Source organism: Paenibacillus sp. 2TAB23, from assembly GCF_052115165.1.
Taxonomy (GTDB): domain Bacteria; phylum Bacillota; class Bacilli; order Paenibacillales; family Paenibacillaceae; genus Pristimantibacillus.
Genome location: NZ_JBFRGD010000012.1, coordinates 146,155 through 169,441, shown reverse-complemented (window position 1 = coordinate 169,441; position 23,287 = coordinate 146,155). Strand labels below are relative to the sequence as shown.

The following is a 23,287-nucleotide window of genomic DNA, read 5'->3' as shown; positions in this document are numbered from 1 at the left end:
GTAAGTTTAAAATCACCTCAGTGTACGCTCTTCTCGCCCGCCCCTTCTTCCAGCTCATAAAACGATTTCCGCCCCCAAACGATGAATGCCGTAGCGGCCACACCAATCACGGCGCACATTAGATACATGGTTGAATAAGAGGTCAGGTCGGCAACCGGTCCCATAATTATGCCTCCTAAGGATACACCGAGATCCGCTGTCGCGATAAACAATCCGATTAACACGCCTCGTTCCGCCTTAGGCAGAACAAAGCTCAAGTATGTCGTCAACGTTGGATAGAGCATTGCCTGCGCGATACCGAGCAATATCGCGCCTGCATAGAACAAAGCAGCCCCCGCGCTCGCGGAGAAACTGACGGCAAGCAAAGCTGAGATGAGAAGCAGCATCAGCCCTCCGACGAAAGAGGAACGCCACTTGCCATCGGACGGTATCCATTTTCGGAGCAAAAATCTTGCAGCCACCACAACCGAGGCCTGAATCATGAGGTAAACTGCCGCACTGCCTCCACTGATCTGCGGTGCATACAGCGGTACAAACGTGGTTACTGCACCAAACACCAATGAGGCACTTAGCATCAACACGCCGCATCTGAATAGATGTGGATTCCTAATAAACTGGCCCATGGCTTTCATCATTGACCTTTTAGGACTCCGCTGTTCACTCCCGTTTCCCGCTTCCGCTGTCTTTTGCCCAATGCGTGCTGTAAAGCCCACAATGCCAGTCAATATCGCGATTGTAGTCATCGATATGGCAAATGCGCTCATCTCTCCCGTCTCCCACATGCCAATAGCCAGCAGCGGTCCGAATATTCCAGGCAAATAGGAGCATAGAGAATACATAGAGATACCTTGCGAGCGGTCCTTGTCGGGCAGTGCGTCGATAATGCCAAGCTGCAATGCCATTGAGAAGAAGGCGGTGCACACACCTTGCAGCATGCGTGCCAAGAAGTATCCCTCAAGACCAGTAAACGTGTATAACAGAAGCGCAAGAGCATTGACGGTAAGCAGGACGCGCAGCACATGGACCGGCCCGTAACGCTGAATCAGACCGCCGGCCCACGGCCTTAAGACCATCGTCGTTAACAAGTAGGCTCCCATAATGATGCCGATGGTCGTATTTGTCGCCCCCAGCGCTTCTCCCTTCAATGGAATAATGACATTCAGAATCGAGTTGGCACTGAAATAGAGCAGCGTAAGCACATACAGCCGAAGAAATGACCAGGATAACGCACCTTTCACAGCTTTTTCTCCTTTCCTTATTCCCTCGGGTATAGCTCTCGTGCATCGTTACGATATGACCTTGCTTAGCAGTTCTTTTGCATACGGAGATTGGACATGCTTCAGCTCCACGGTTTCTACGAGCTCCACAATTTCTCCGCCGCAAATGATCATGATTCTGTCACATAGATAAGCAGCCGCCTGAATATCATGGGTGATAAAGATATAACCCATGCCATATGAATTTCTCAGCTTTTTCAGCAACTCCAGTACTTGCATTTGGACCGAACCGTCGAGCGAGCTTATCGCTTCGTCCAGAAGGATGCATTGGGGCTCCGCGGATACCGCCCGCGCGATGCATACCCGCTGTGCCTCACCGCCGGACAGCTCATGCGGATATCTCGTAAGATAAGATTCGTCTAGCCCAACTTGCCGCAGCAGCTTGCCTATGTCGAACGATCCGCTTGCCATCCCTGTAAGTCTTAGAGGCTCGAGAATGGCCTGGCGAACCGTAAAAAACGGATTTATGGATGACGTATAATCCTGAAAGACTGCGCTGATAGCTCCCCGTCGCGTCCTTCGATCCGCGACGGGTTTATCGCCGAATGTTATGATGCCGCTATCCGGTTCCTCGATGCCGAGAAGCAAGCGGCCCAGCGTCGATTTGCCGCTGCCGCTTTCGCCGATAATGCCTAATGTCTCGCCCTGCCTCCATTCGAACCCGATATCGCGAAGCACTTGATTACGAGCTTTGCCGAACCAGCCCGTCTGCCGATATGATTTATTAACACCCTCAACCTTCAGCAACGTCTGCATCTCCCATCAATTGTTCGAAATGGCGACTCATCGCCTGCTTGGAGGAAACCAGATAACGGGTATACGGATGGCGCGCGCCGGCGAAGATGTTGCTGGTCGTACCGTGTTCGACGACTTCCCCGTCTTTCATGACGAGCATATTGTCCGCAATGCGTCTGACTACGCCTAAATCATGGGACACAAAAATCATGGCGCTTCTCAACCGCTCACGCAACTGCACGAATTGCTCCACCACCTCATATGCATTGACGGCATCTAACGCAGTCGTAGGTTCGTCGGCGATGATAACATCAGGCTCCAGCACAATGGCAAGCGAGATCATGACCCGCTGCAGCATGCCGCCAGACAGCTCATGGGGGTAGCTGCGCATCACCACAGCTGGCTCCTTTAAGCCTACGCTGGACATCGTCGCCGTGAGTCTGGTCTCCATTTCGACACGACTCCAATTGAAATGGACGCCTAGCGTCTCTAACAGATGAGCGCCGATTGGTCGCGAAGGATCGAACGCGCTCATACCGTTCTGCATAATCATGCAGAATCGCCGCCCTCTGAACTTTCGCATCTCCTTGTCAGACAGCTTTGACAAATCCTCTCCGTTCAAAGCCACGAAGCCCGACTGTCTAACGCCCGTCCGATTAAGCCGCATGAGAGCTCTGCACGTTAACGACTTGCCGCTTCCGCTCTCTCCGACGATGGCCAAGCATTCCCCCTGTGCGAGCCGGAAAGAGCTGTCATGCACCAAAACGCGATTGGAGCGCTCCTCCCAAATTTTTAAATGTTCGACCTCGAGTACATTCATTCCGTTCATGCTACCTCCTTTCCGCGCAGCCCCGGCGGAATAACGCCTGCGCCTGCCGTGGCGCGTTTTCCCGAGAGCATCAGCTTGGGGTCAAGTGCCTTCTGCAGGCCATCCGACAGGAAGTTAACCGCCGACACCAAAATGATAATCGCCAGACCCGGACCCAACATCAGCTCGGGGCGAGTGAACATGACCGATCTCGCCTCGTTCATCATCATTCCCCACTCTGCGTGGGGAGCCTGAATACCGAGACCGAGAAAGGACAAGCCGGATATTTGGAGAATCATCGATCCGAAAGCACCGCTGGAAATAACCGCAATCTCCGGCAGCGCAATCGGCGCGATATGCCGCGTCATAATGCCAATGTGACCGATACCCAGCACTTTGGCGAACTTCACGTAGTCAGCATCCGCGTATTGCATAACCGCTGTGCGGAAGACGCGGGCAAACCAGGCCCACTTCATCATAACGAACGCGAGCAGAATATTGGTCAGCCCAGCCCCCATTATGCCGACAATCGCCAGCGTCATGACGTAGCCTGGAAACGAAAGCATGACGTCGCAAATTCTCATGATTACCGCATCGGTCTTTCCACGGAAATAACCCGCGGCAAAACCGAGAATGGCACCGATGATGGCGGTCGCACCAAGGGCTGCAAGTACCCATAGCACGCTTGGACGAATGCCGTAGATTAGGCGTGACAGGATGCATCGTCCCAAATGATCGTTGCCGAGCCAATAGCCCCAGGAAGCGCCCGAGAACCGCAGCTCCATATTCACTTCGTTTGGAGGGTGCGGGACAATTAGAGGAGCGCATAAACCGATCAATAACGTTGCCGCCACGACGCAGAGAGATGTCGCCGCCAGTTTATCCTTCATCAACCGTTGAAGCAGCTTCATTAGATCTCCTTCCTTAGCTTCGGGTTCACCGCCGTGTTTAACAAATCGGACGCCGTATTAAAGAGAACGAACGCGATGGCCAACACTAGAACATAAGCTTGTATAATGGGGAAATCCCGGTTCAAAATTGCATTGACGGTAAGCGTCCCGAGACCCGGCCACGCGAATATATTTTCTACGACGACCGTACTTCCCAAGATGACCGGTATGGCAAGACCGAACACCGATACGGCGACTTGTAAGGAATTGCGTAGCACCTGCAGGGTCAAGCTTTTTTCCGACAATCCGCAAGCCCGGCCATACAAGACATAGTCCTCGTTCAGATTGCTTAGCATTGCGCTCCGAATGATTCGGAAATACAAGCCGGCGTAACCGATTACGATGACGGTAACCGGAAGCACATAACTGAGATGCGAATCCATGCCGCTTGTCGGCAGCAAATCAAGCTTGACGGAGAAGTACCATACCATAAGTGCCGCCAGCCAGTAGGAGGGCATCGAGGTGAGCAGGAAGGAAAAGCTCCTTACCGAAAGATCCAGCCACTTGCCTTCCCTCAGGGCACAAACGATGCCAAGTGCAATCGACAGAACGATAATGAACAGCGAGGACACCAAGGTCAGATTCAGCGTGTTCATCAATGCAGGGCCGAGCAGCGACCAAACCGGCTTGCCACTCACATAGGAACTTCCGAGATCAAGCTGAAGGCAAGACAGCAACCAATCCCAGTACCGTGCCAACAGCGGACGGTCCATGCCAAGCTCACTCCTTGTCGCCGCAATCAATTCATCCGTGATGGTCGGCACCCCTTGCGCATGCAGAACGACCTCGGCTGGGTCCATTGGCGACAGACCGTTCAATATAAAGGTCAAGAATGAAATAACAAAAAGCAGCGGAATGACCGCGCCAATCCGTTTCAACGCGTAACCGAGCATAGCTCTATCCTCCACACCTCGTTTGGTCTCTGAATAAGTGGTTTGACGTTATTCGAAGCGCATCTGCTCGAATGGAAGCTCATATTGCGTTTGTTTGAATGAAATGCCTTGCAAATCCGAGGGGGCTACTATCGTAACGCTGCCGTTCGTAATCGGAATAAAAACGGCTTCGTCATGAACAATGGTAAGAATATCCTTATAAAGCGCCTTTCTCGTCTCTTCATCCGTTGATACCATTACAGCTTCGATTTTACGGTACAGCTCCTCCGCCTGAGGTATGCCGCTTGTCGTGAAGCGATAAGCGGATTCGGTGGCAAATGCGGTAATCGTGCTTTGCGGATCGTATGCCAGACCCCACGTCTGATTGAATAGCAGCTCATAATCGCCCGTTGACCGCCTGTTGGCAATCGCGGGAGATTCCTCACCGACGAGTTCCAGCTTCATGCCAATCTTGGTTGTCTCGCTCTGCAGCAGTTCCGCCTGCGTTTTCTGCGATGCAGCGTTGACATCGTAATACAGCTTGATCGATAGCTGACGTCCATCTTTTGTCCGAACCGCCGCGCCTCCATCATTCGTCCAGCCTGCATCCTCCAGCAGTTTGGCTGCCGCTTCAAGATTGTAATCCCGCTTCTGCAGCCCAACATCGGCATAATTCACGTTTAAAGAAAACAACGTCTCCGCGGGGGTTTCCGTTTCATTGAAAATCGTGCGACTAATAGTCTCCCGGTCGATCGATTGCCAGATAGCCTCCCTTACCGCCTTCTCGCTCACTGGGCTTGCGGTATTACTGCTATTCGCCACGATCATCTTCGTATTCATTGACTTGCTTCGAACAATCTGGTAGTCGCCTGAATCAGCGAGCCGCTGCATGGCGTCCACGTCAATGCTGTCGGTGCCGCGATCGTCAGTAAACACGAAGTTGACTTCACCCTTCTGCAACGCCAACAGTGTCGTCTCGCCCGCCGGCAGCACCTTTGCTGTAATCGTCTTTACTAGGGGAGCTCCGTTCCAATATTTTTCATTTGCAGCAAACCTAGCGAATTGCTCTGTCACTTGCTCGTCAAGCTTATAAGGACCTGTGCCGTTATAACCCGCTACGCCGTCTTTTGTCTCTCCGTTTAGGAAGTCCTTTGGCGAGAGGAAGACATACGGACGTGTCATCGACAGTTCAAGCAGCGTTGGATAATAAGGCTCTTTCAGCTTCAATTGAACGGTGTGTTCGTCGATTACGACGACGTTATCAAGCTTGGAAGACAGCTTAATCCACGCATGTTTGGCCGCATTGCGCTGCACGGCTTCGATGTTCAGCTTGACCGCTTCTGCATTAAATGGCTCACCATCATGAAACTTCACGTTCTTTCGCAGTTGGAAGGTATATACCTTGCCGTCTTCCGAGATGTTCCAGGATTCTGCTAGTTGAGGCTTAATGCCTTCCGGTGTATTCTCTACCAGCGATTCATATACAATGCCTTGCGCCGCCAACGATCCCGGATACAGATGCGGATTCATGTCGTTAACGTCTTTCGCGGTGGCATACACCAGCTCCAACACTTGCTTCTCTGCCACCTTTTTATTGTTGTTGCCTTTACCGCATCCTGCCAATAATACGATGACCAGAAGGAATGTAAGCAGCACGGCTGCTTTGTTTCTTTTCATTTTTTAACGCTCCTTTTTACTAAATAGTAATATTTACGAATAACAACCACTTGATTGTAATAATAACTATTATCATTGTCAATCCATTTTTTTTCTTCTCTTCTTTGTTCAAAAAAACGTTGACTGGGTTCCAATAACTTACTATGATAAAGTAAGTTTATTCGTAATTATTACGTTTAAATTCGAATACAATGTTGTCCGCACTCTGCATAACGGAACGGAGGATTGTCCGCATGAATCATGAAATGGATTTCGTCAAATGCAATCCCGCGAGCAATATGACGATTCTCGTCATGGGCGAGTTCCCCGCAGAACAGCATCCCCGAATCGCCTCGCAAATGATGGATAACAGCCACCTGTACGCCGAACAGGTCGGATTTGTCGAAAAACCCACGCACTCTGGCTTCGCTGCTAAGCTCCAGATGGCGGGAGGCGAATTCTGCGGCAATGCCTGCTTGGCGCTGGCCGCTTGTCTCGCATCTGAGCGATCAATGAAGCCGGGCGAGACGCTGGAGCTATCGCTGGAGGCTTCTGGCTCGGAGCTTCCTGTGCTCTGCCGTGTGGAGAAATTGGAAAATAAATATTTGTGCGAGGCTGGCATGCCGGTTCCGAAAGAAGTGAAGGAGGCTGTCATCCCATTTGAAGGTATGATGCTGGAGCTAGGCATCGTCCGTTATGACGGATTCTTCCATTTAGTAATCGACTGTGAGAGATTCGGAATTGAACGGGCATCGGCTGAACGTCTGGCGAAGCTACTTGGTATCGCTTCGGGAGATCCAGTGGTTGGTGTTATGCTTTACAGCCCCTCCACTCATGAGCTTACTCCACTTATCTATGTTCCCGCACTCGGCAGCTTGATTTGGGAACAAGGTTGCGGCTCGGGAACGGCTTCGCTGGGCTGTTATCTCGCATGGAACAGACGCAGTACCATAGACATGCCCGTGCGTCAGCCCGGAGGCACCATCCATGCAAGCGTTTGTTGGAGCGAGGGGGAAATAATCGGCATAACTATAAGATCCGCCGTTAGCATTGTCGCCCGAGGCAAGGCTTACATAGACGATTGCATCCAATATTCTTTGCAAGGAGGATGATCATAATTATAAATCGACTTTATCAATCACTCATTCTATTCCGTGACCGATTCGTACAAGCAGCCGCCATGTATGACGGGACCACTCTGTACCATTCGGAGCTGCAGCAGACGATAGACGACTACACCGCCTTCATCACCGATGAGAATAATCAACAGTTATGGTCTGCGCTTAAAGCCGGCGACATCGAGGAGCTCCATCCGCTTATTATGCAACTGCGAGATACATCCGCTCATTGCGTCGCTATTATGGAGAAGTATCGCGCGCTCAATCTGCTGCTAGATGGCGATGACATCCATGAGTACTTTCACCATATCGAGGCTTCTATTGAGAAGGAGTTTGGCAGCTTTACTGTGACAGCCGATTCCAAGGTGTTGCTAATCGGCTCCGGCTCGTTCCCGATGACGCCGTTGCTCATAGCGAAGCGCACAGGTGTGGAAGTGACTGGAATAGACATTGACAGCGAAGCAGTAGAATTAGGCAAGCAGGTAGTCAACCGGTTAGGCCCGGAACTGCCTATCCGGCTGGAGAACCTTCCGCTGGAGCAATTGCATGACATCGGCAAGTTTAGCCACATTATTTTTAGCTCCACCGTGCCGGTCAAATACGCGCTCCTCGATTGGCTATATGATGTGGCTCGCCCCGATGTCATTGTGGCCATGCGTTATGGGGATGACTTAAAAGCACTCTTCAACTACCCTATGAAATCTGTAGATGAGCACAAATGGCAGCTCTCCGAAACGGTTGTTCGACAGGGCCATGTATTCGATGTCGCGTTGTATCGCAAAACGTTGGCCCCCGTCTACGCAGGGGGGACTAAGATATGAGCCTGCTTCGCAAAGTCCTCATTGCAGGAACGGGTCCAGCAGCCGTGCAGCTCGCCGTGCTGCTTAAGCGATCACGAAGCAGCAGTGTCGGCATTGCCGGACGAAAGTCCGTCCGCTCGGAGCCATTCTTCGATGCGCTTCGTCAGAGCGGCGGAGCTGTTTCCGTCGATGCGGACCATCCGAGGCTGGAAGCACTTAAAGGCGAATGCTTCATCGACGCAGTATTCTATGAATATAGTAGCATTGAAGGACAGTGGGATACGCTCATTCTGTCAGTGACTGCGGATTCATATATGCCTGTGCTGGCGCAGCTGCGAACAGAGCTTTTGCAAAACCTGCGCTGCGTGGCTCTCATCTCCCCGACGTTTGGTTCCAGCGCGCTTATTCGAAATTATCTTAAGGAACAAGGCTGCAACGCCGAGGTCATCAGCTTCTCCACCTATTTAGGAGATACGCGCCGGTTGGAGGACAGAGCGCCAAATCATGTTTTGACAACTGCTAAGAAACGAAAGGTGTACGCCGGAGCCGCAGGAATTTCTTCCGAGTCCCTAGAGACGTTTCGTCAGCTCTACGGTGAGGCGGGCATTACGCTGGAAGCGATGGATTCGGCGCTCGAAGCCGAGACGCGCAACATTTCCCTGTACGTGCATCCGCCTTTATTTATGAACGAGTTCTCCCTCAGTGTCATATTCGACCGACCAGCCGTTCCGAAGTTTGTTTACAAGCTGTTTCCTGAAGGTCCGATTACTCCGGTCCTCATACGGGAGATGCTGGAGCTGTGGAAGGAAATCTCTTCACTGGTAGAAAAGCTAAATCTGACGGCGCTTAACCTTCTTCGATTCATGGTCGACGACAATTACCCGGTTAGGCCGGAAAGCCTGGCACGTCAGGATATAGATGAATTTCCGGAGCTCCATCCTTTTCACCAGCAATATTGTCTGTACGTCCGTTACGCATCGCTGTTAATCGACCCTTACTCGGAACCTGATCGGAATGGTCGATACTTTGACTTCTCAGCCGTTCCACTTCGGCCCGTATTTCTCAACCACGAAGGTGCCTGGGAAATTCCCCGAATGCCGAAGGAAGATTATTATCGAGTCAAGATCATTCAAGGCATTGCCCGTTCGACCGCCGTGTCTTGCCCTACCATCGACAGGTTTCTCGCGCGTTACGAGCGGTATCTGCTAGACGCTGCGGGATCGCTAACGGGCAGTCCCCTAACAGAAGCCTTTACGCCTCAAAGCTTCGAAGGGGATATTGGGCGAATTTGTACGGAGTTGCAGCTTACTAACGCTTTCGAAGCGTAAACGGTTTGTCTGGGATCGGATTGGATCAGATTGGATTGATTCAACCTCGCATAACAAAAGCATGGCCGCTCACGATGAACGGCCATGCTTTTGTTTGCCTTAATCTTAATGGTTTTTTCGATGGATGGGGGGACAACTTCTGGAATCCATTCGTTATGGCATCTCATTACAAAATCCCTGATGAAATTGTCAGCGGAAGGCAGCTTCATTTTGTTTTTCACGCCCTTCAGCTTCAGCCTTTATATGACGCTCTCCGATAAACCGCTAATGAGCGAATCATACAGGAGGAGCAGGTCCTTAGACGGACGAATGCCAAGCTCTCGCTTTAGGAGCTTAACGTAATCGGTATATTGAGCGGTTAACGCCTTTTTGTCGCCAATCTGTGCATGCTTCCTCATGAGCAGCGCGACGACTGGCTCATCCATTGGATTGCGTGCATATTGCTTAAGAAGCAGCTTTGACGCAGCTGTCGTATTCGCTACGGCGAGAAGCGTTTCAGCCAATTGTCTAACGAAGCGTGCATACCGTTCGGCTAACCGATCCGTTTCGTAGATTGCCCACACGTAAGCTTTGCTGCCAAATAGGTCTCCTGTATACAGCCTCTCCACAGCCAGCGCTTCCTCCACGTTATCCGCCCGTATGCTTCCAAGCTTCTCAAACAGCCGCTCAAACTCCACGTAATCAATAACCGCATCGTTTAGTTCGAGTGCATAACCATCGTTCTCTGATCGAATGGCCTCCCGAAGACCAATGGGCTCCAGTGACTTGCGAAGCTGATAGACGGTCGTATTTAAATATTTTTCGGCATTTGCGCTTGCCATTCCCGCGAATATATCCATAATTAGGCGAGATCGCGAAATCCATTTGCCGCGGCTAAGAAGCAAGTATGCGAATAGCTCGGCGCTCTTGCTAGAGATCCATTTCACGCGTCCCGTTTCGTTTCTAACGAAGAAATCGCCTAACGTCGCAATGCTAACCCGGCTAACTGCCTGATTGGCAGCACCAGAGCGATCCTGCGATTGTGTATTTTTCCTGCTCTCAAGCGCGCGGTGAACCGTTCGCTCCAACCGCTCCTGCGTCACTGGTTTCACCAAATAATCGAGCACAGACAGATCGAATGCTTCCACGGCATAATCCTTATGGGAGGTAACAAACACGATTTGTGCCTTGCACCCCGTTTCCTCCAGCTTGGCTGCAAATGCCAGCCCGCTGCCGCCAGGCATGGAGATGTCTACGAACGCAAGCTCAGTATCAGGGTTATCGCTTAGAAAAGCGGCTGCGGCATGCGTATCCGCAAATGTACCCGTTAGTTGCAGCTCCGCGTATTTGGCTAGCATTTTCCGCATAATCAAGTGCATGACCGGCTCATCATCAACTAATATGACTTTCATTCGCTATCACCGCCGACCTCTCGTTTTCATTCTGCACCTCGCGGCCCACTGATCCTGGCAGCGTAAATATAAAGGTAGATCCTTGTCCAGGCAAACTATTAAAGTTTAGGTTGCCGCCGTGCATACGAAGAAATTCACGGGTTAGAACAAGCCCAAACCTCATATTGCCGCTATCTTCCCGGCTAGCAAAACCCGGCTCCTTAAAGTACATCTCATCGTGGCGCAGCATCTGCGCCGTTTCTTCATCAATTCCGCTGCCGTTGTCGCTCACCGACACCATAACCCAATCGCCTTCAAAGAAGGCGCTCAGCTCGATTCGACCGCCAATATCGGTATACTTAATTGCATTCGACAATAAATTTCGGAATATAAGATCAAGCATTTCTTTATCCGCATTCACCGTTAGCCGCTCATCGATTTGCTCTGTAAGAGTGAGATCCTTCATCGCTGCTCTTGCTCCGGCTATGGATAGCGCTTGCCTGGCCACCTGCTGCAAATTCCACGCCGCCGGGCGAAACGCAACCTCTCCATTCTGGCTGCGATACCAATCGAGCAGGTTGTCGACTAAATGAAACGTGTCACGTACTTGCCGCCTTATTTCTTGAAACACTTCAGCATTTGCAATATCACTGTCTGTCGGCTCTTCAACAAGAAGCTCAGTGAGGCTGACAATTAGAGCAATGGGGTCGCGAATATCGTGAGCCATTACAGTAAACAGCTTGTCTTTGAAGGTGTTTAGCCGGGATAGACGCTCCGACTTCTCACGCAGTCTTTCCTCATTTTCCTTCAGCTCCGTAATATCGTTAAACATAACCATTTTACCGATTGGAGCTGCTCCGGTATCGTAAATATAAGTCAAGCTGCATATATAATATCGCTGCTGGCCGTTCAGTAAGCGCTGGAGCGAAAAACGGTCATCCCGGTATTCCCTCGATACGATGCGAGTAAGCAGTTCAGGACAAGCCGACAGCACATCCGCACTAAGCACCGGCAAAAGCTTCGCTAAACCCAGCTCGGGAAATATTTCTTCGGCCGCATGGTTGTGGTTTACGATTTGATCCTCGTAATCCAGCAGGATGACGCCATCGCGAATCGTATCGAACATTTTGGCGTAGGCAAGCGGAGTTAAACGAAGCAGCCTGAAGCGGAAGATACCCCACGCGTACACAACACCCGATACAGCGAACCCAAACGGTGTAAGGTCGATGATTTGCCCGAACATATAAACAATATTTAAGAGCATCGGAGCTGCCGCGCCAAGGATAAGGACGACAATTTGCTTCCGTACAATCGGCATTGCCCGCAGGTACATAGGAATGAAAAGTAAAATGCCGAGGAGCAATATCGTATAATTATAAATGGCGTGTACGGCATACCACGGCCCCTTTAGGGTCGTAAACACGGGCACCGATTGGTTTCTATTCGGGATATATTCTAGATATACCAGATGATGCCACTCATTCGTGACGTGCAGGAGAAACGTTACCGTGGGAACGAGAAATACGAGAAACGTTAGCCATTTCCGATAACGGGCAGCGAGCCCGGTAAACTGGATAACGAGCAGCAGCCAGAATGCAGAAACAAAAGGAATACCCAAATATTCAATCTGAAGTGACAGCTTTACGCCGCTCAAGCTTTCACTTACAATCTCGAACGCGTAGCCAAGCGAATAGCAGGAGGCCGTAATCATCATGTAAATCATCGTTCTAGCCACCTGCAGATGGCGTTTCCGATAGGATAAAAAAGACACAAACAGCATGATTGCCGTCGCGAAGCAGAGCATTATAGACATCCATTGCCTTGTATCCACGACGGTTCCTCCCTACTTCTGATCTTTCTAATATTCGACAAAATCATCCATAATCCTTGTAAACATGAGCTTTAATTGCCTAATAGCTTCAAGTGCGACGAAGTTAATGCTAATTTATTTATCGTAATTCTTCCGTTGAGAAGCCATCCCTTTTTGAAGGGATGGTTTATAAAGGGATATATATAAACACTATGGTTCATTGAATTGAAATAAATGAATAAAAAAGCTCTGCTAATGTAGGGGTAATACTAAGAGACACTTGGTAACACCACACAAAAAAACCGCAAGGATTAATATCCCCGCGGCAACGATTTAGCTGCTTATGAGCAGCCCGTCAATGACCTTCTTCAGTTCTTCCTCGTACATGGTGCCGAGCTTTCGATGTGCGATTTTGCCATTCTTGTCGATGAAAATAGATACAGGAAGAGCAGTGACCCCGTACTCCTGTGCCACTTTCTTATCCGGGTCCACGAGGGTTGTCAGATCATAGCCATGCTCTTGCATAAAGCCGCTCACCTGTTTTTGACTCTCGCCCACGCTTACGGCAAGCACTACCAGGTCTTTATCTTTGTACAACCCATTTATCTTGTTGATATCAGGTAGCTCTTTTTTGCACCACTTGCACCAAGTAGCCCAGAAGTTTAGATAAACGCTCTTGCCTCTTAAATCTTTCAAATTCACTTCGTTTCCATCGAGATCAGTCAATGTAAAATCAATCGAATCCTCTAGCGAAACGGTTTCAATCGGAGCAATGCTCTCAGCAGGCGCAGCACTTTCACTCACTGCGTCATCCGTTATGGCTGCGGTAGGCTGCGGAAGCTCGCTCGTTTCCGCGCCGCTAAAGCTGTATTGATTGGTTGCATAGGCTGCAATTACGAATAGTAGGAGGGCTATACCCCCTATAATCACGTTCTTTTTCATGTCATTTTCTCCTTTAACGGTTGGGAACGCCTATCCTGTGCGCGCAACTAATCCTCACTGTTTGTAAAAAAGAATAAAAAAAGGGCAGCGAATGCACTGCCCCATCCCTAAGTATGTTGGCTATCTGATGATTAACAGCCCTCTTCGCAGAATTCCTCATTAGACGAGGATTCTGACGACGATGAGGATGAAGTCGCCTCAACTGCCGGTATAACCACTTTGGTTTCTTGCTTCTTGATAACGGTAATCGATTTTTTTGTCTCTTCTTGCACGGCTGGAGCTGGCACCGTAGGCTGCTCTTTTTCCTTCTCAACAGCCTTTGTCTCCTGCTTTGGCGTTGTTTTCACAATCGGAGCGGACTCTTTGTCAGCCGAAGTATCAGCCTTGTTCACAGGCGTGCTTATTGCTGGCGCAGGCGCTGCTTCCTTCTTGATCGACGTGGCGCTCGATATAGCCTTTTCCGTTACCGCTGATTTTTCTTCTGCCTTTACATCAGAGTTTTTGAAAGTTGTTGCCGGGTTTGCTTCTTCCACAATCGTCGTTGGCTTTACTTCTTCCACGATCGTTGACTCTACTTCTTTCACGACCGTTATCTCTGCTGCTGGCTTTGCTTCTTCCACGACCGCGGGCACAGCAGCTTTTTCTTCTGCCGCAACGTCCAATGTCGCCGCCGTAGCTTTCACTTCATCTGTTTTGACCGGTTCTACCTGCGGCTTTTCTTCCGTATTGGCTGCTGGAGCTTCCACTGCGTTCCCGCTGCCTGAGTCGCCTTTCTTATTGGCAGAAACGACGGCATAGGTTAAGGATAATAAGGCTACGGCTGCGATCATAATAAATACGGTCAGCTTTTTCATTGATTCATAACATCCCTTCCCGCTTGATAATCTTCTTTTGTAATAACACGGATCTGATATGCAAATTTAACATAAAAAAAGACACAATACGCGTGCTCATTCGCACTCCGATTGTATCTCTGGTGGTCCAGTAGATCAGTTGGCTCTAGGCCACTGCCTCGCTATTTAGTTGAATCCGTAATCTTATTGTATGAGTACGAAATGCGCCTGTCAATGATTTTATACTTATTTCCTATGGATTTAATCGGATTAACGGGTAATGCCATAAGAGCGCTCACTCTGAACAGCCTTTTAGGAAAGAAAGGACAGCCTAAGGCTGCCCCTTCCCATTCAAATATGAAAAAGATCCTAAGGTTCTTAACGGGACAACAAGTTGTACAGAACCTGTGCGACTTCCGCTCTGCTAGACTCATTGCCTGGAAGCAGCTTTCCATTCGTACCTGAGATAATGCCCGCTTCCACAAGCGCTTTGAACGCCTCGTCCGCATAGCTTGGAACCTTCTCGGCATCCGTAAAGCTCGACACTGGAGTCGATCCGGCTTGTGCAGCAGGAAGCTCTCCAAGCTCACTCAATGCTCTGTACAGAAGCGTGAATAGCTCCTGACGGGAAATCGTTTGCTCTGGCGCAAATCGGTTTCCTTCAAAGCCGTTTGCGATACTTAGCCGCTTCGCAGCTGCTAGATAACCCGTGTAGTACGTGTTGCCGGCATCAGTGAAGTTGCTTGCACCTTCAGCCTCTGGCTCAATGCCATAAGCTTTCAATAGCAGCACGATAAATTGACCGCGGGTTACCGTTGCTTTTGGACTGAAGTGGGTATCGTCCGTTCCGCTTGTAATATCGCGTGCTGCCAAGAAGTTAATCGCTGGAGCGAACCATGCCGACGCAGAAACATCGGAGAAGTCGATTTTGTTGTACCCAATGATATATTGGGAGAAATGCTCCGTGGCATATTCAACCGCAGCGTTCGTTTTGTTGTATTGGCCTCTAATCACTTGCAGCTCGCCTTCATCCGTTACGTAGTAGACGATTACAGCGTTTGGATCTTCGCCAGCTTTCAGTGTGTATGGCAAGGAAACGAATACTTTCGAGCCGCCAAAGGCAGTCACGATCGTTTGTCCTGCAAATACGTTCAAGTCATATACCGGGCGGTCTCCAAGCACTTCTTTATTTTCTTCCGCAAGCTCGGATTTCGAAATAATGAAGCTGATGTCGCCTGAATCGCTGTTCGCGCTGATCAATTTCAACGTGCTCGCATCAAACGAAATTGAGCCGATACCAACCGTAACTTTCAATTCCGCGTTTGCTCCCGATACAAGCCCGTTGAATGCGCTTCTCGGAATGGTAACTTGAATGTCGTTCTGCTGCTGTGAATCTTCCACTTTAATTTCTAGGACGGCTTTCTTGCCTTCGCCTTCCGCTTGTTTCGCTTTATCCAGCAATCCAGTCACGGTAGCCGCAGGTACTACTGCAACAGCTGTACCGGAAGCTTCATCCACTTTGGAAGCAATTGTAGCGACTACTGTATTACCGGATTGCGTAATGTTGCTTGGCGTCGTCGCTCCGCCGCCGCCAGTGCCGCTTCCGCCTGTTGGAGGCGCAACATATTCAGGAACAATGACGGTTACCGTTGCGCTAGGCAGCGTGCTCGCCGTTTCTTTGTATCTAACCTCGTAGCTGCCTGTCAGCAAGCCAGCAATCTCAGTGCCTGTCACAGGCAGATAACTCGATTGGTTGCTTGAACGATACTCCAAATCTGCATTTGCACCTGTAATTTTACCACTGTTTTGCAAGGTGCTGGTCGGCGCTACGCCTGCAAGCCCTTGTGGCGCAGCTACATTTGCTTTAATGCGAAGCTCCACAGCCGGACTTGCGCTATAGTCTTCATATGTTGCATAACGAACCGTGTATAGATCAGGCGTCAAGCCTGTAAGCTTGCCTGCGCTAATTGCCGTTTCAGGAACCGTTACGTACACTTCGTCCGTGCCGTTTCCTTTTTTATACTCCAATGTATACTCGGACTTGTACTCAAGACCTGCTGTCAGGCCTTCAATTTGTCCATCGTCATTGGCAAGCGTAGACGGATGTACAGCATTCAATGCTGACGGAGGTCCAAGCTCCTTGTAGCCGCGGGCATACACAGTTACGAATGCGCTTGGTGCATATGCAGTGCCGTTTTCTGTTTTGGCAGCAACCCGCACAACATATTCATGGCCCGGCTCAACGTTAATCGCATCGCCTGTTACAGGCTCGTAGGACGAGTCTGGATCGCCTTTCAGCTTATATTCCAGACCAGCCGGAAGAGCAACTTCCTTTCCGTCCACAATCCTTACGATTTTACCTTGACCTGAAGCTGATTCAGGTGCCAAGTTAGCTAGATCGGCCGGAGGCGCTTGGAAATCCGGAACGACGATCTCTACTACTGGCCCTGGAGCATACAAGGTTTCTACTGCACTCGTGTAGCTTGGATTTTCCGAGTCAAAACCTGGTTTAGCCGCATAGCGGAACTCATATACGCCTGGTGTTAAACCGTTGATTGACGTTTCTTGTGTTGCTTTATATGGAACTGGTATATAGTCCTTAGGTTGAACCCCATTCGCCACTTTCAATCTGTATTCCAATGACTTGGTCGCAATAACTTGGTTTCCACCAATTGTCGTTACGTTAGCAATCCCTTCAACTTTCGCATCCTTTCCGCCTTCAGCCGTCGGAGGTACCGCAGTTAATCCGCTTGGTTTTAATTCTGTTCTGGAAAACAGAGTTCGAAGACTATTAACCTTCAAGCTTTTTGCAGCTGCGTTACTGTGAGTAGCACGCCAATATCCCATAAGTTCCACATGTCCAAGAATTGGAGCTGGGTTGCCATTCGCGTCTTTATTGTCCTTGTTGTAAACCAATACATATGGAGCTTGAACTCTCTTTGCTATAGTTGGTGTATTGTTCGCTTTTGCTTCAGCATTTTTAAAATAATAAATATTATTACTAATAGGAGTTTTCTTTGTGTCTTCTGAAGAAATGTTTGGCAAAAATTCATTAACTAAATTCGTATAGATCGGTGTAATCAACTGGGAATTGTCTCTCGTGTGCAGGAAACTGCCTCCACCAAGATCCCATGTTGGGCGGGGATTCGTGGCATAGGAAAGCACACCACCAACACCGCCATCTAGCTTCGCATCGAAGTTATATACTTTTTCAACGCCATATTCATTTGCCACTTGGTTTACGTATTTAACGATACCCTGTGTATCTCCGCACCAAGCGCAGCCAACGAGCAGCACATATGTACCTTCTGAAGAAAGCGTATATTTCAACTCATCAAGCGTAACCGAGTCCAGAACAATCTTGGGATCCTCATTGGTGAAAATAACAGGCGTTTCCTGACCACCAGTTGCTGGCGATCTAAACTCATTATAAGAGCCGGATATATAGCCTTGGTTCGTAAGCACTTTGTATTTCGCATTTTTCGTGCCTGCTGGGGAGATTTTATCAAAAACGCCACGAAGTGCCGTTTTGTAAGATTCTGCTCCGCTGCCGTTCTGCAGAGCAGTCAAGCTTCCTGCGCTGCTTATGCCCTCAAGGGAGGCAATAATAGGTGTAGGCTTACCTTGATCATCCTTATTGTTCTTGTTATAGATAAACAAAAATGGGGAATCAACGACATTTACTTCTACTGTTCCTGGAGATACAGATTCTGTATAATCAAATGCTACTTTACCTGAATTACCAGCTGTAACATCGTTAAGGTTGGTCAAGTACCGAGCTCCCAAATCCACGTAACGTCTAGTAAAGTCTTTATTTAATTGGGCAGTGGTAGCCGCTTTGGTCGGTTCCGCCAAAGTACCTCCTTCACTAACTTCATACGTTACCACCGGGTTCGTTTTAGTAATGTCCAACCAACCTTCCGGACCATCCAGCTTCGTATCGAAGTTTTTGATTGACGTTACGCCGTATTCCTTAGCTACATCATTGATATAACCGATAGCGGCTTGCGTCTCCGGCTGCCATGACCCGCCGAATAGAAGGATATAGTTATCATCCGGTGCAGGTGCCGTGCCATCCGTAGCATTTCTCAGTAAATAGTCCAGCTCGTAATACGTAAGTGTTTCAAATACATGGTCTTTGCCCGCAAGCGCTTCATAGCGTGAGCCAAAATAGTCCAGCTTGGCGCTGCTTCCTGCCGATTCTGGGGCAGCAACCGCGCTGCTTGCTCCGAAGACCGGCAATGCCAATACTGCGGCAAGCAGCAAAGCGATCCATCGCTGTGATTTTATTGCTCTTTTCATATTTATGCACCTCTACCTATCAGAATAGTTGGAATTATAATTGCAAAAATCAACCTGTACTTCCCTCGCAAGCCCTTTTCCAATAAACTCGCATACGCTCTTATGTATCTGTTAGAACGTTATTGCAACCTCTGCAAATGACGCCGCCCCTCCCTGTTACGGAATATGTGGATAAAAAAAGAGATTCGTAGCAGGTATGCTTGCGCCTGCATCGAATCTCTGGTTGTCCAGTGGATTATTGTGCTCTTTAATTATCCGACGAAATGACTCGTAATTCATTCCATGCACCCATCATAAAACGTTGTTCCACCCGATGTCAATGGTTTTTACTTATTTCGCATCAGATTAGTCGGAATTAAATTTTTATTATCTGCATTAGCAAATGATTGGATTATCTCATAGTAAGAATTCCCCTTTCAGATAACTCATGCAACAGCGAGAGTGGATTAAATAAATCCATCCTTCGCATATTTACACTTACAGTCATCATCATTAATCATCCATTAACAAATCAGCTTTATACTAGCTGTAATGCACCGCATAACGATTTGGACTAAAGAGAGAGAGGATTTGCTAGCCATGGGAATTCATACGTACTTTCAATCCCTTAACGATCTCGAGCGCATTATTCGCTGCCCCGGTAAATTCAAATTTGAAGAGCATAGCGTATCCGCTCACTCCTGGAAGGTTGTCCAGTACGCCAAAACATTGGCAGATATCGAGGAAAGCAACGGCGTCACCATCGACTGGAAGAAGCTTTACGAAATTACGAGCAGTCATGACTACGGAGAAATCTTCATTGGCGATATCAAAACACCCGTTAAGCATTATTCCATGGAGCTGCGCGGCATGCTGCAGCAGGTAGAAGAAGGAATGATCGCTCTCTTTATTGAAGAGAATATCCCTGAGGAGCTTAAGCCTATCTTTCGCAGACAGCTGCGCGAGGGCAAGGACGATTCCGTCGAAGGACTCATTCTCGAAGTCGCGGACAAATTAGATCAAGTGTACGAGGCGCTAACCGAATTGCAAAGAGGCAATACCGAGAAGGAATTTGTCATTATGTACCGCGAAGCGCTTGTCAAAATCAAAAAAATCAAGCTGCATTGCGTGGACTACTTTTTGAAGCATATTTTACCCGACATCGTGAAGGAAAGCTCTAATTGCCCCGTTGATATTCAAAAGATTACTAAGGAAGCTTTGGCGCTCTGACCATTGCTCTTCCTTTAGCCTCAACCCCCTGCGTACTTCCATCCTTTTATTTATTCATTTATTCACATTTTCAATTCCAACCCACCATGAAAGAAATTCCGCTCCATCACCTAATCCGATAAGAAGAACCATCCTCTCTTGGACGGTTCTTCTTCGTTGCCTATCGTTCTAAACATCTAATGGTCCCGGTGAACGATATAATTCAATAAATGCTCCAGAAAAGAGGTACGGCGCGGCATGCCCTTCAATGCGCCAATTGCAGAGCAATAGTGCTCCCACATCGCTTTTTGAGCGCCCTCCTGCCCGAGGACCGTAACGAAGCTTGACGTATTATTCTCAACATCCTGGCCGACCGGCTTGCCGAGCAGCTGCGCATCTCCTTGCAAATCAAGCAAATCGTCCTTAATTTGAAAGGCGATGCCTGCGTGGTAAGCGTATGTTTTCAGCACAGCGATTTCCCGCTCGTTCACTTGGGCAAGAATCGCGGGCATGACGAGCGCTGCCTCGAAACCAATGGCGGTTTTGTAGAAACAAATCGTATTCAATTGCTCCAGGGTAAGCGCTTTTCCTTTGGAGCTCAAATCCATTGCCTGCCCCATGCATAGATCCTCCGCCTTCTGGGCGGAGTATCGCATCAAGGCGATCACGGCTTTGGCATCAAACGACTCTAATGACGATTGCTCCTGAATCGCCTTCTGAATGAGCACCAGGCCGGTTAATTCTGCTGTCGCGCTATCGTGCATCTGATGCAGCGTGGGGCGCCCCCTGCGGGTAGAAGCATCATCCTGAGACGGAAGATCATCGAATATGAGCGATGCCGTATGCATGTATTCCAATGACCGCAGCAAAGGCATTAATGACTGTGCTTGCAGGCCATATTCTTGCACGCCCATGACCCATGACAAGATAGGACGCAGACGTTTGCCGTCCCCTTCGAGACTGTAATTCGCCGCTTCGATTAGCATTTCATTCATGGACGGCATGCTGTCGCGCTTGGCAATTAGCAGATTGCTGTTAATCTGCTCGCGAGCCGCTTTGATCGTCTCGAAGAAAGCTTCCTTCTCCTCGCGGTCGCTTTTGAGCGTGGTAACCAGTTCGTCCCGTAGCAGCTTATCGAAGAAATCTACGTCTACCGCTTTCTTAACCAGTTTTTGAATAAGACGATGAAATGCCGGGTCTCCACTGGCAAATATGTTCATTACGCTGACGTACTTTTCCGTGCCGTGCTTTATTTTAAACCGTCTCAGCCCATTGATGGCACGATCCAGTATCACCTCGCGGGTGCTCGGATCGGATTGGTACACGTTATGAATGAGATGGGCAATGACCGTCCAGTATAACTCATAGGGATTAATGAGATCCTCGCGCTGATCGCGATAGGTTAAATAATACGTATAAGGAGTCACCGCGCCGTCTTGCATGTCGTCGAACATATCCGCGAAATCATCAGCAAGCTGGTTGTAGATGCCGTAATAGAAGGTTCGGTTCTCAAAGCCCTCATCCTCGGGAGCTTGAATGACGGAACGGGCGATCAAACGGGAAGAAGAGGACTTTAATATAATCGGAATATAAAGCTCATCGTTCGTATAGGACGCGTTGGATAACGCCTTGGCGCGATCCAGCTCCTGTGAGTGGAAAAAAACATAGGTCTGATCGAAAAATAGCTGCTGCGTCTCCGGCTGCTGCTGCTGCTTAATATACTCAAAGGCTTCCCGCAGTTCCGCATGGATGTACTGCAGCATAGCTTTGTTCGTTCCAGCCCACTCTCCCAGCTCAGGCACCGACCACGTCAGAAGCGCGCTGCGTATCATATCGGAATATTGGACTTTTTCCAGGTCGGTTAGCGCCTGCGAATCCAGCAGATCGTCTATGAACGGATACGTCAGACCGTAGGAATAGCCAAGTCTCATCGCTTCATCCAGTTTCCTGGCACGTTCCACAGGAGAGCGTTCATCGCCAAGCTCCTCGAACGCATGGAGCACTACGCCAATAATAATTTTAATGAGCTTGCGCTGGGCATGCTCGGCATTCAATTCCTCCGGAATGTTGGTCGATACCGCCTTAAGCTTATCGATCACCCAGATTGCGGCCGTTTCGATGCCCTCCTGCTGAGCCCACCTGTACAGTCCAGCCAAGCTTATGAAATCCGGCTTTTCTTCCCCCTTTGCCGCGGAGGAGGGAACCAGGCGATGTTTGATGTCGGCAACGACCCGCTGTATTCTTGCTTTCGTATCGGGGGAATTTATTGCTTTGCCAAGATCCCTCATATAAATGTAGGATATGCTTCTGTCCAAGTAATCATCTAACTTGCCGGTATGCTTCAGCCATAGCATGTAACGATTATAATTCTCTTGGTCGGAATTCTTCTTTCCGCCTGGCAAGAACGACAGCCAAGCAAGACTTCGAATATGACTTCGTTTCCACAGTCGGATGTCTTCTGTTAGGGCGGGTACGTACTTTCTTGCCTTAGCCTGCTCGTAAAGAGAGGCGAAGTATTGCGCGGCCTTCTGCTCAGCCATCCGATAGCTGGTATTGGCCTGAACCGTTAATTCCTTATTCATAAGGTGTATGACCTCAGCTTCTATTATTAATCTAACGATAGGATCATAGGAGGAGAACGTCCTCCACTCGTCGTAACCGACGGGAGCGCGTATCCCTTGGAGCCTCTTCAGAACCATCTTCATCTTCTACATACGGGAAATGCATTTATAGGTTACGGAAAAGCAAAATCCACAACCTCGTACGGTCATGGATTTATATGGCGGAGGCGAAACGCAGCCATATGCTTGCGACATCCGCCTACTTGAGCTTATTTCCGCTTGCATGCCTATGTTGGCCTAAAGCACACCCACAGCAATGAGCACCCATCCAATCATAAAGGAAAGACCGCCTAGCGGTGTAATAGGACCAAGAAACCGGGCCTTGGCAACGCTTAGCGCGTATAGGCTACCTGAGAACAAAATAATGCCGGCTGCCAAAAACCAGCCACCCGTAACGATAATCCGAGCGTCCGGATAATGGCTTACAAGCATACCGACCAGAATCAAGCCCAGCGCATGCGCGATATGGTATTGCACGCCCACCTCGTATACCTTCAGCTTATCCGGCGTTAATTTACTCTTCAGTGCATGAGCGCCAAAGGCGCCAATCGCAACCGCGAGCACCATAAAAATACTGCCCAGCATAACAAAAGTCTGCATGGAAAACGTTCACCTCATTTTTCGAATCGTATCTCTAGCATAACATGATTGTAAGGGAGTGGGAATTATGTTGCTGC

The 23,287-nt window shown here is 49.2% G+C and carries 17 protein-coding genes; 4 read left to right on the top strand and 13 right to left on the bottom strand.

Going from position 1 to position 23,287, the window contains the following annotated elements:
• Positions 1–17: 17 nt before the first annotated feature.
• The 6 genes from cntE to cntA are packed head-to-tail and all read right to left on the bottom strand — an operon-like array spanning position 18 to position 6,319.
• Entirely contained in the window at positions 18–1,238 is a 1,221-nt protein-coding gene (cntE, locus tag AB4Z29_RS18405) for a staphylopine family metallophore export MFS transporter CntE (protein WP_441944473.1), read from the bottom strand.
• A 48-nt stretch (positions 1,239–1,286) separates the two neighbouring features.
• Positions 1,287–2,024, bottom strand: a complete 738-nt coding sequence (locus AB4Z29_RS18400; RefSeq protein ID WP_441944472.1) for an ABC transporter ATP-binding protein — start codon at positions 2,022–2,024, stop codon at positions 1,287–1,289.
• Complete coding sequence (gene cntD, locus AB4Z29_RS18395) at positions 2,011–2,832, bottom strand: staphylopine uptake ABC transporter ATP-binding protein CntD (RefSeq protein ID WP_441944520.1); 822 nt, start codon at positions 2,830–2,832, stop codon at positions 2,011–2,013. The genes AB4Z29_RS18400 and cntD overlap by 14 nt, the downstream gene beginning before the upstream one ends.
• 5 nt (positions 2,833–2,837) lie before the next feature.
• The gene (gene cntC, locus AB4Z29_RS18390) at positions 2,838–3,731 is read right to left on the bottom strand and encodes a staphylopine uptake ABC transporter permease subunit CntC (protein WP_441944471.1); all 894 of its coding nucleotides are present in this window, start codon (positions 3,729–3,731) and stop codon (positions 2,838–2,840) included.
• Positions 3,731–4,663 carry a nickel/cobalt ABC transporter permease gene (gene opp1B, locus AB4Z29_RS18385; RefSeq protein ID WP_441944470.1) on the bottom strand — a complete coding sequence of 311 codons (933 nt, stop codon included), beginning with the start codon at positions 4,661–4,663 and terminating at the stop codon, positions 3,731–3,733. The genes cntC and opp1B overlap by 1 nt, the downstream gene beginning before the upstream one ends.
• Before the next feature lie 48 nt (positions 4,664–4,711).
• The gene (gene cntA, locus AB4Z29_RS18380) at positions 4,712–6,319 is read right to left on the bottom strand and encodes a staphylopine-dependent metal ABC transporter substrate-binding lipoprotein (RefSeq protein ID WP_441944469.1); all 1,608 of its coding nucleotides are present in this window, start codon (positions 6,317–6,319) and stop codon (positions 4,712–4,714) included.
• Positions 6,320–6,552: 233 nt separating this feature from the next.
• Between cntA and AB4Z29_RS18375 the strand changes: the two genes are divergently transcribed.
• Genes AB4Z29_RS18375 through AB4Z29_RS18365 form a run of 3 tightly spaced genes read left to right on the top strand, consistent with a single transcriptional unit; the run spans position 6,553 to position 9,544 of the window.
• Positions 6,553–7,410 (top strand): diaminopimelate epimerase, encoded by an 858-nt coding sequence (locus AB4Z29_RS18375; RefSeq protein WP_441944468.1) that lies wholly within the window; start codon positions 6,553–6,555, stop codon positions 7,408–7,410.
• Positions 7,407–8,237, top strand: coding sequence for an SAM-dependent methyltransferase (locus AB4Z29_RS18370; RefSeq protein WP_441944467.1), 831 nt, complete (start codon positions 7,407–7,409; stop codon positions 8,235–8,237). The genes AB4Z29_RS18375 and AB4Z29_RS18370 overlap by 4 nt, the downstream gene beginning before the upstream one ends.
• Complete coding sequence (locus AB4Z29_RS18365; protein WP_441944466.1) at positions 8,234–9,544, top strand: opine metallophore biosynthesis dehydrogenase; 1,311 nt, start codon at positions 8,234–8,236, stop codon at positions 9,542–9,544. The genes AB4Z29_RS18370 and AB4Z29_RS18365 overlap by 4 nt, the downstream gene beginning before the upstream one ends.
• Before the next feature lie 239 nt (positions 9,545–9,783).
• Here the strand turns inward: AB4Z29_RS18365 and AB4Z29_RS18360 are convergent, their stop codons facing one another.
• The 5 genes from AB4Z29_RS18360 to AB4Z29_RS18340 all read right to left on the bottom strand — a co-directional run bounded on the left by AB4Z29_RS18360 (position 9,784) and on the right by AB4Z29_RS18340 (position 18,801).
• Positions 9,784–10,935, bottom strand: a complete 1,152-nt coding sequence (locus AB4Z29_RS18360) for a response regulator (RefSeq protein WP_441944465.1) — start codon at positions 10,933–10,935, stop codon at positions 9,784–9,786.
• Positions 10,916–12,745, bottom strand: coding sequence for a histidine kinase N-terminal 7TM domain-containing protein (locus AB4Z29_RS18355; protein WP_441944464.1), 1,830 nt, complete (start codon positions 12,743–12,745; stop codon positions 10,916–10,918). The genes AB4Z29_RS18360 and AB4Z29_RS18355 overlap by 20 nt, the downstream gene beginning before the upstream one ends.
• A gap of 312 nt (positions 12,746–13,057) precedes the next feature.
• Positions 13,058–13,666 carry a TlpA family protein disulfide reductase gene (locus AB4Z29_RS18350; RefSeq protein WP_441944463.1) on the bottom strand — a complete coding sequence of 203 codons (609 nt, stop codon included), beginning with the start codon at positions 13,664–13,666 and terminating at the stop codon, positions 13,058–13,060.
• A 131-nt stretch (positions 13,667–13,797) separates the two neighbouring features.
• Complete coding sequence (locus AB4Z29_RS18345; RefSeq protein ID WP_441944462.1) at positions 13,798–14,520, bottom strand: hypothetical protein; 723 nt, start codon at positions 14,518–14,520, stop codon at positions 13,798–13,800.
• A gap of 357 nt (positions 14,521–14,877) precedes the next feature.
• The gene (locus AB4Z29_RS18340) at positions 14,878–18,801 is read right to left on the bottom strand and encodes an S-layer homology domain-containing protein (RefSeq protein ID WP_441944461.1); all 3,924 of its coding nucleotides are present in this window, start codon (positions 18,799–18,801) and stop codon (positions 14,878–14,880) included.
• 579 nt (positions 18,802–19,380) lie between these two features.
• Here AB4Z29_RS18340 and AB4Z29_RS18335 point away from each other — a divergent pair.
• The gene (locus AB4Z29_RS18335) at positions 19,381–20,010 is read left to right on the top strand and encodes a YfbR-like 5'-deoxynucleotidase (protein WP_441944460.1); all 630 of its coding nucleotides are present in this window, start codon (positions 19,381–19,383) and stop codon (positions 20,008–20,010) included.
• A gap of 176 nt (positions 20,011–20,186) precedes the next feature.
• On the opposite strand, the gene AB4Z29_RS18330 is transcribed toward AB4Z29_RS18335, so the two are convergent.
• On the bottom strand, positions 20,187–22,571 hold the full coding sequence (locus AB4Z29_RS18330) for a polyprenyl synthetase family protein (protein WP_441944519.1): 2,385 nt from the start codon (positions 22,569–22,571) through the stop codon (positions 20,187–20,189).
• Positions 22,572–22,847: 276 nt separating this feature from the next.
• Positions 22,848–23,210, bottom strand: a complete 363-nt coding sequence (locus tag AB4Z29_RS18325; RefSeq protein WP_441944459.1) for a DUF423 domain-containing protein — start codon at positions 23,208–23,210, stop codon at positions 22,848–22,850.
• Positions 23,211–23,287: the final 77 nt, after the last annotated feature.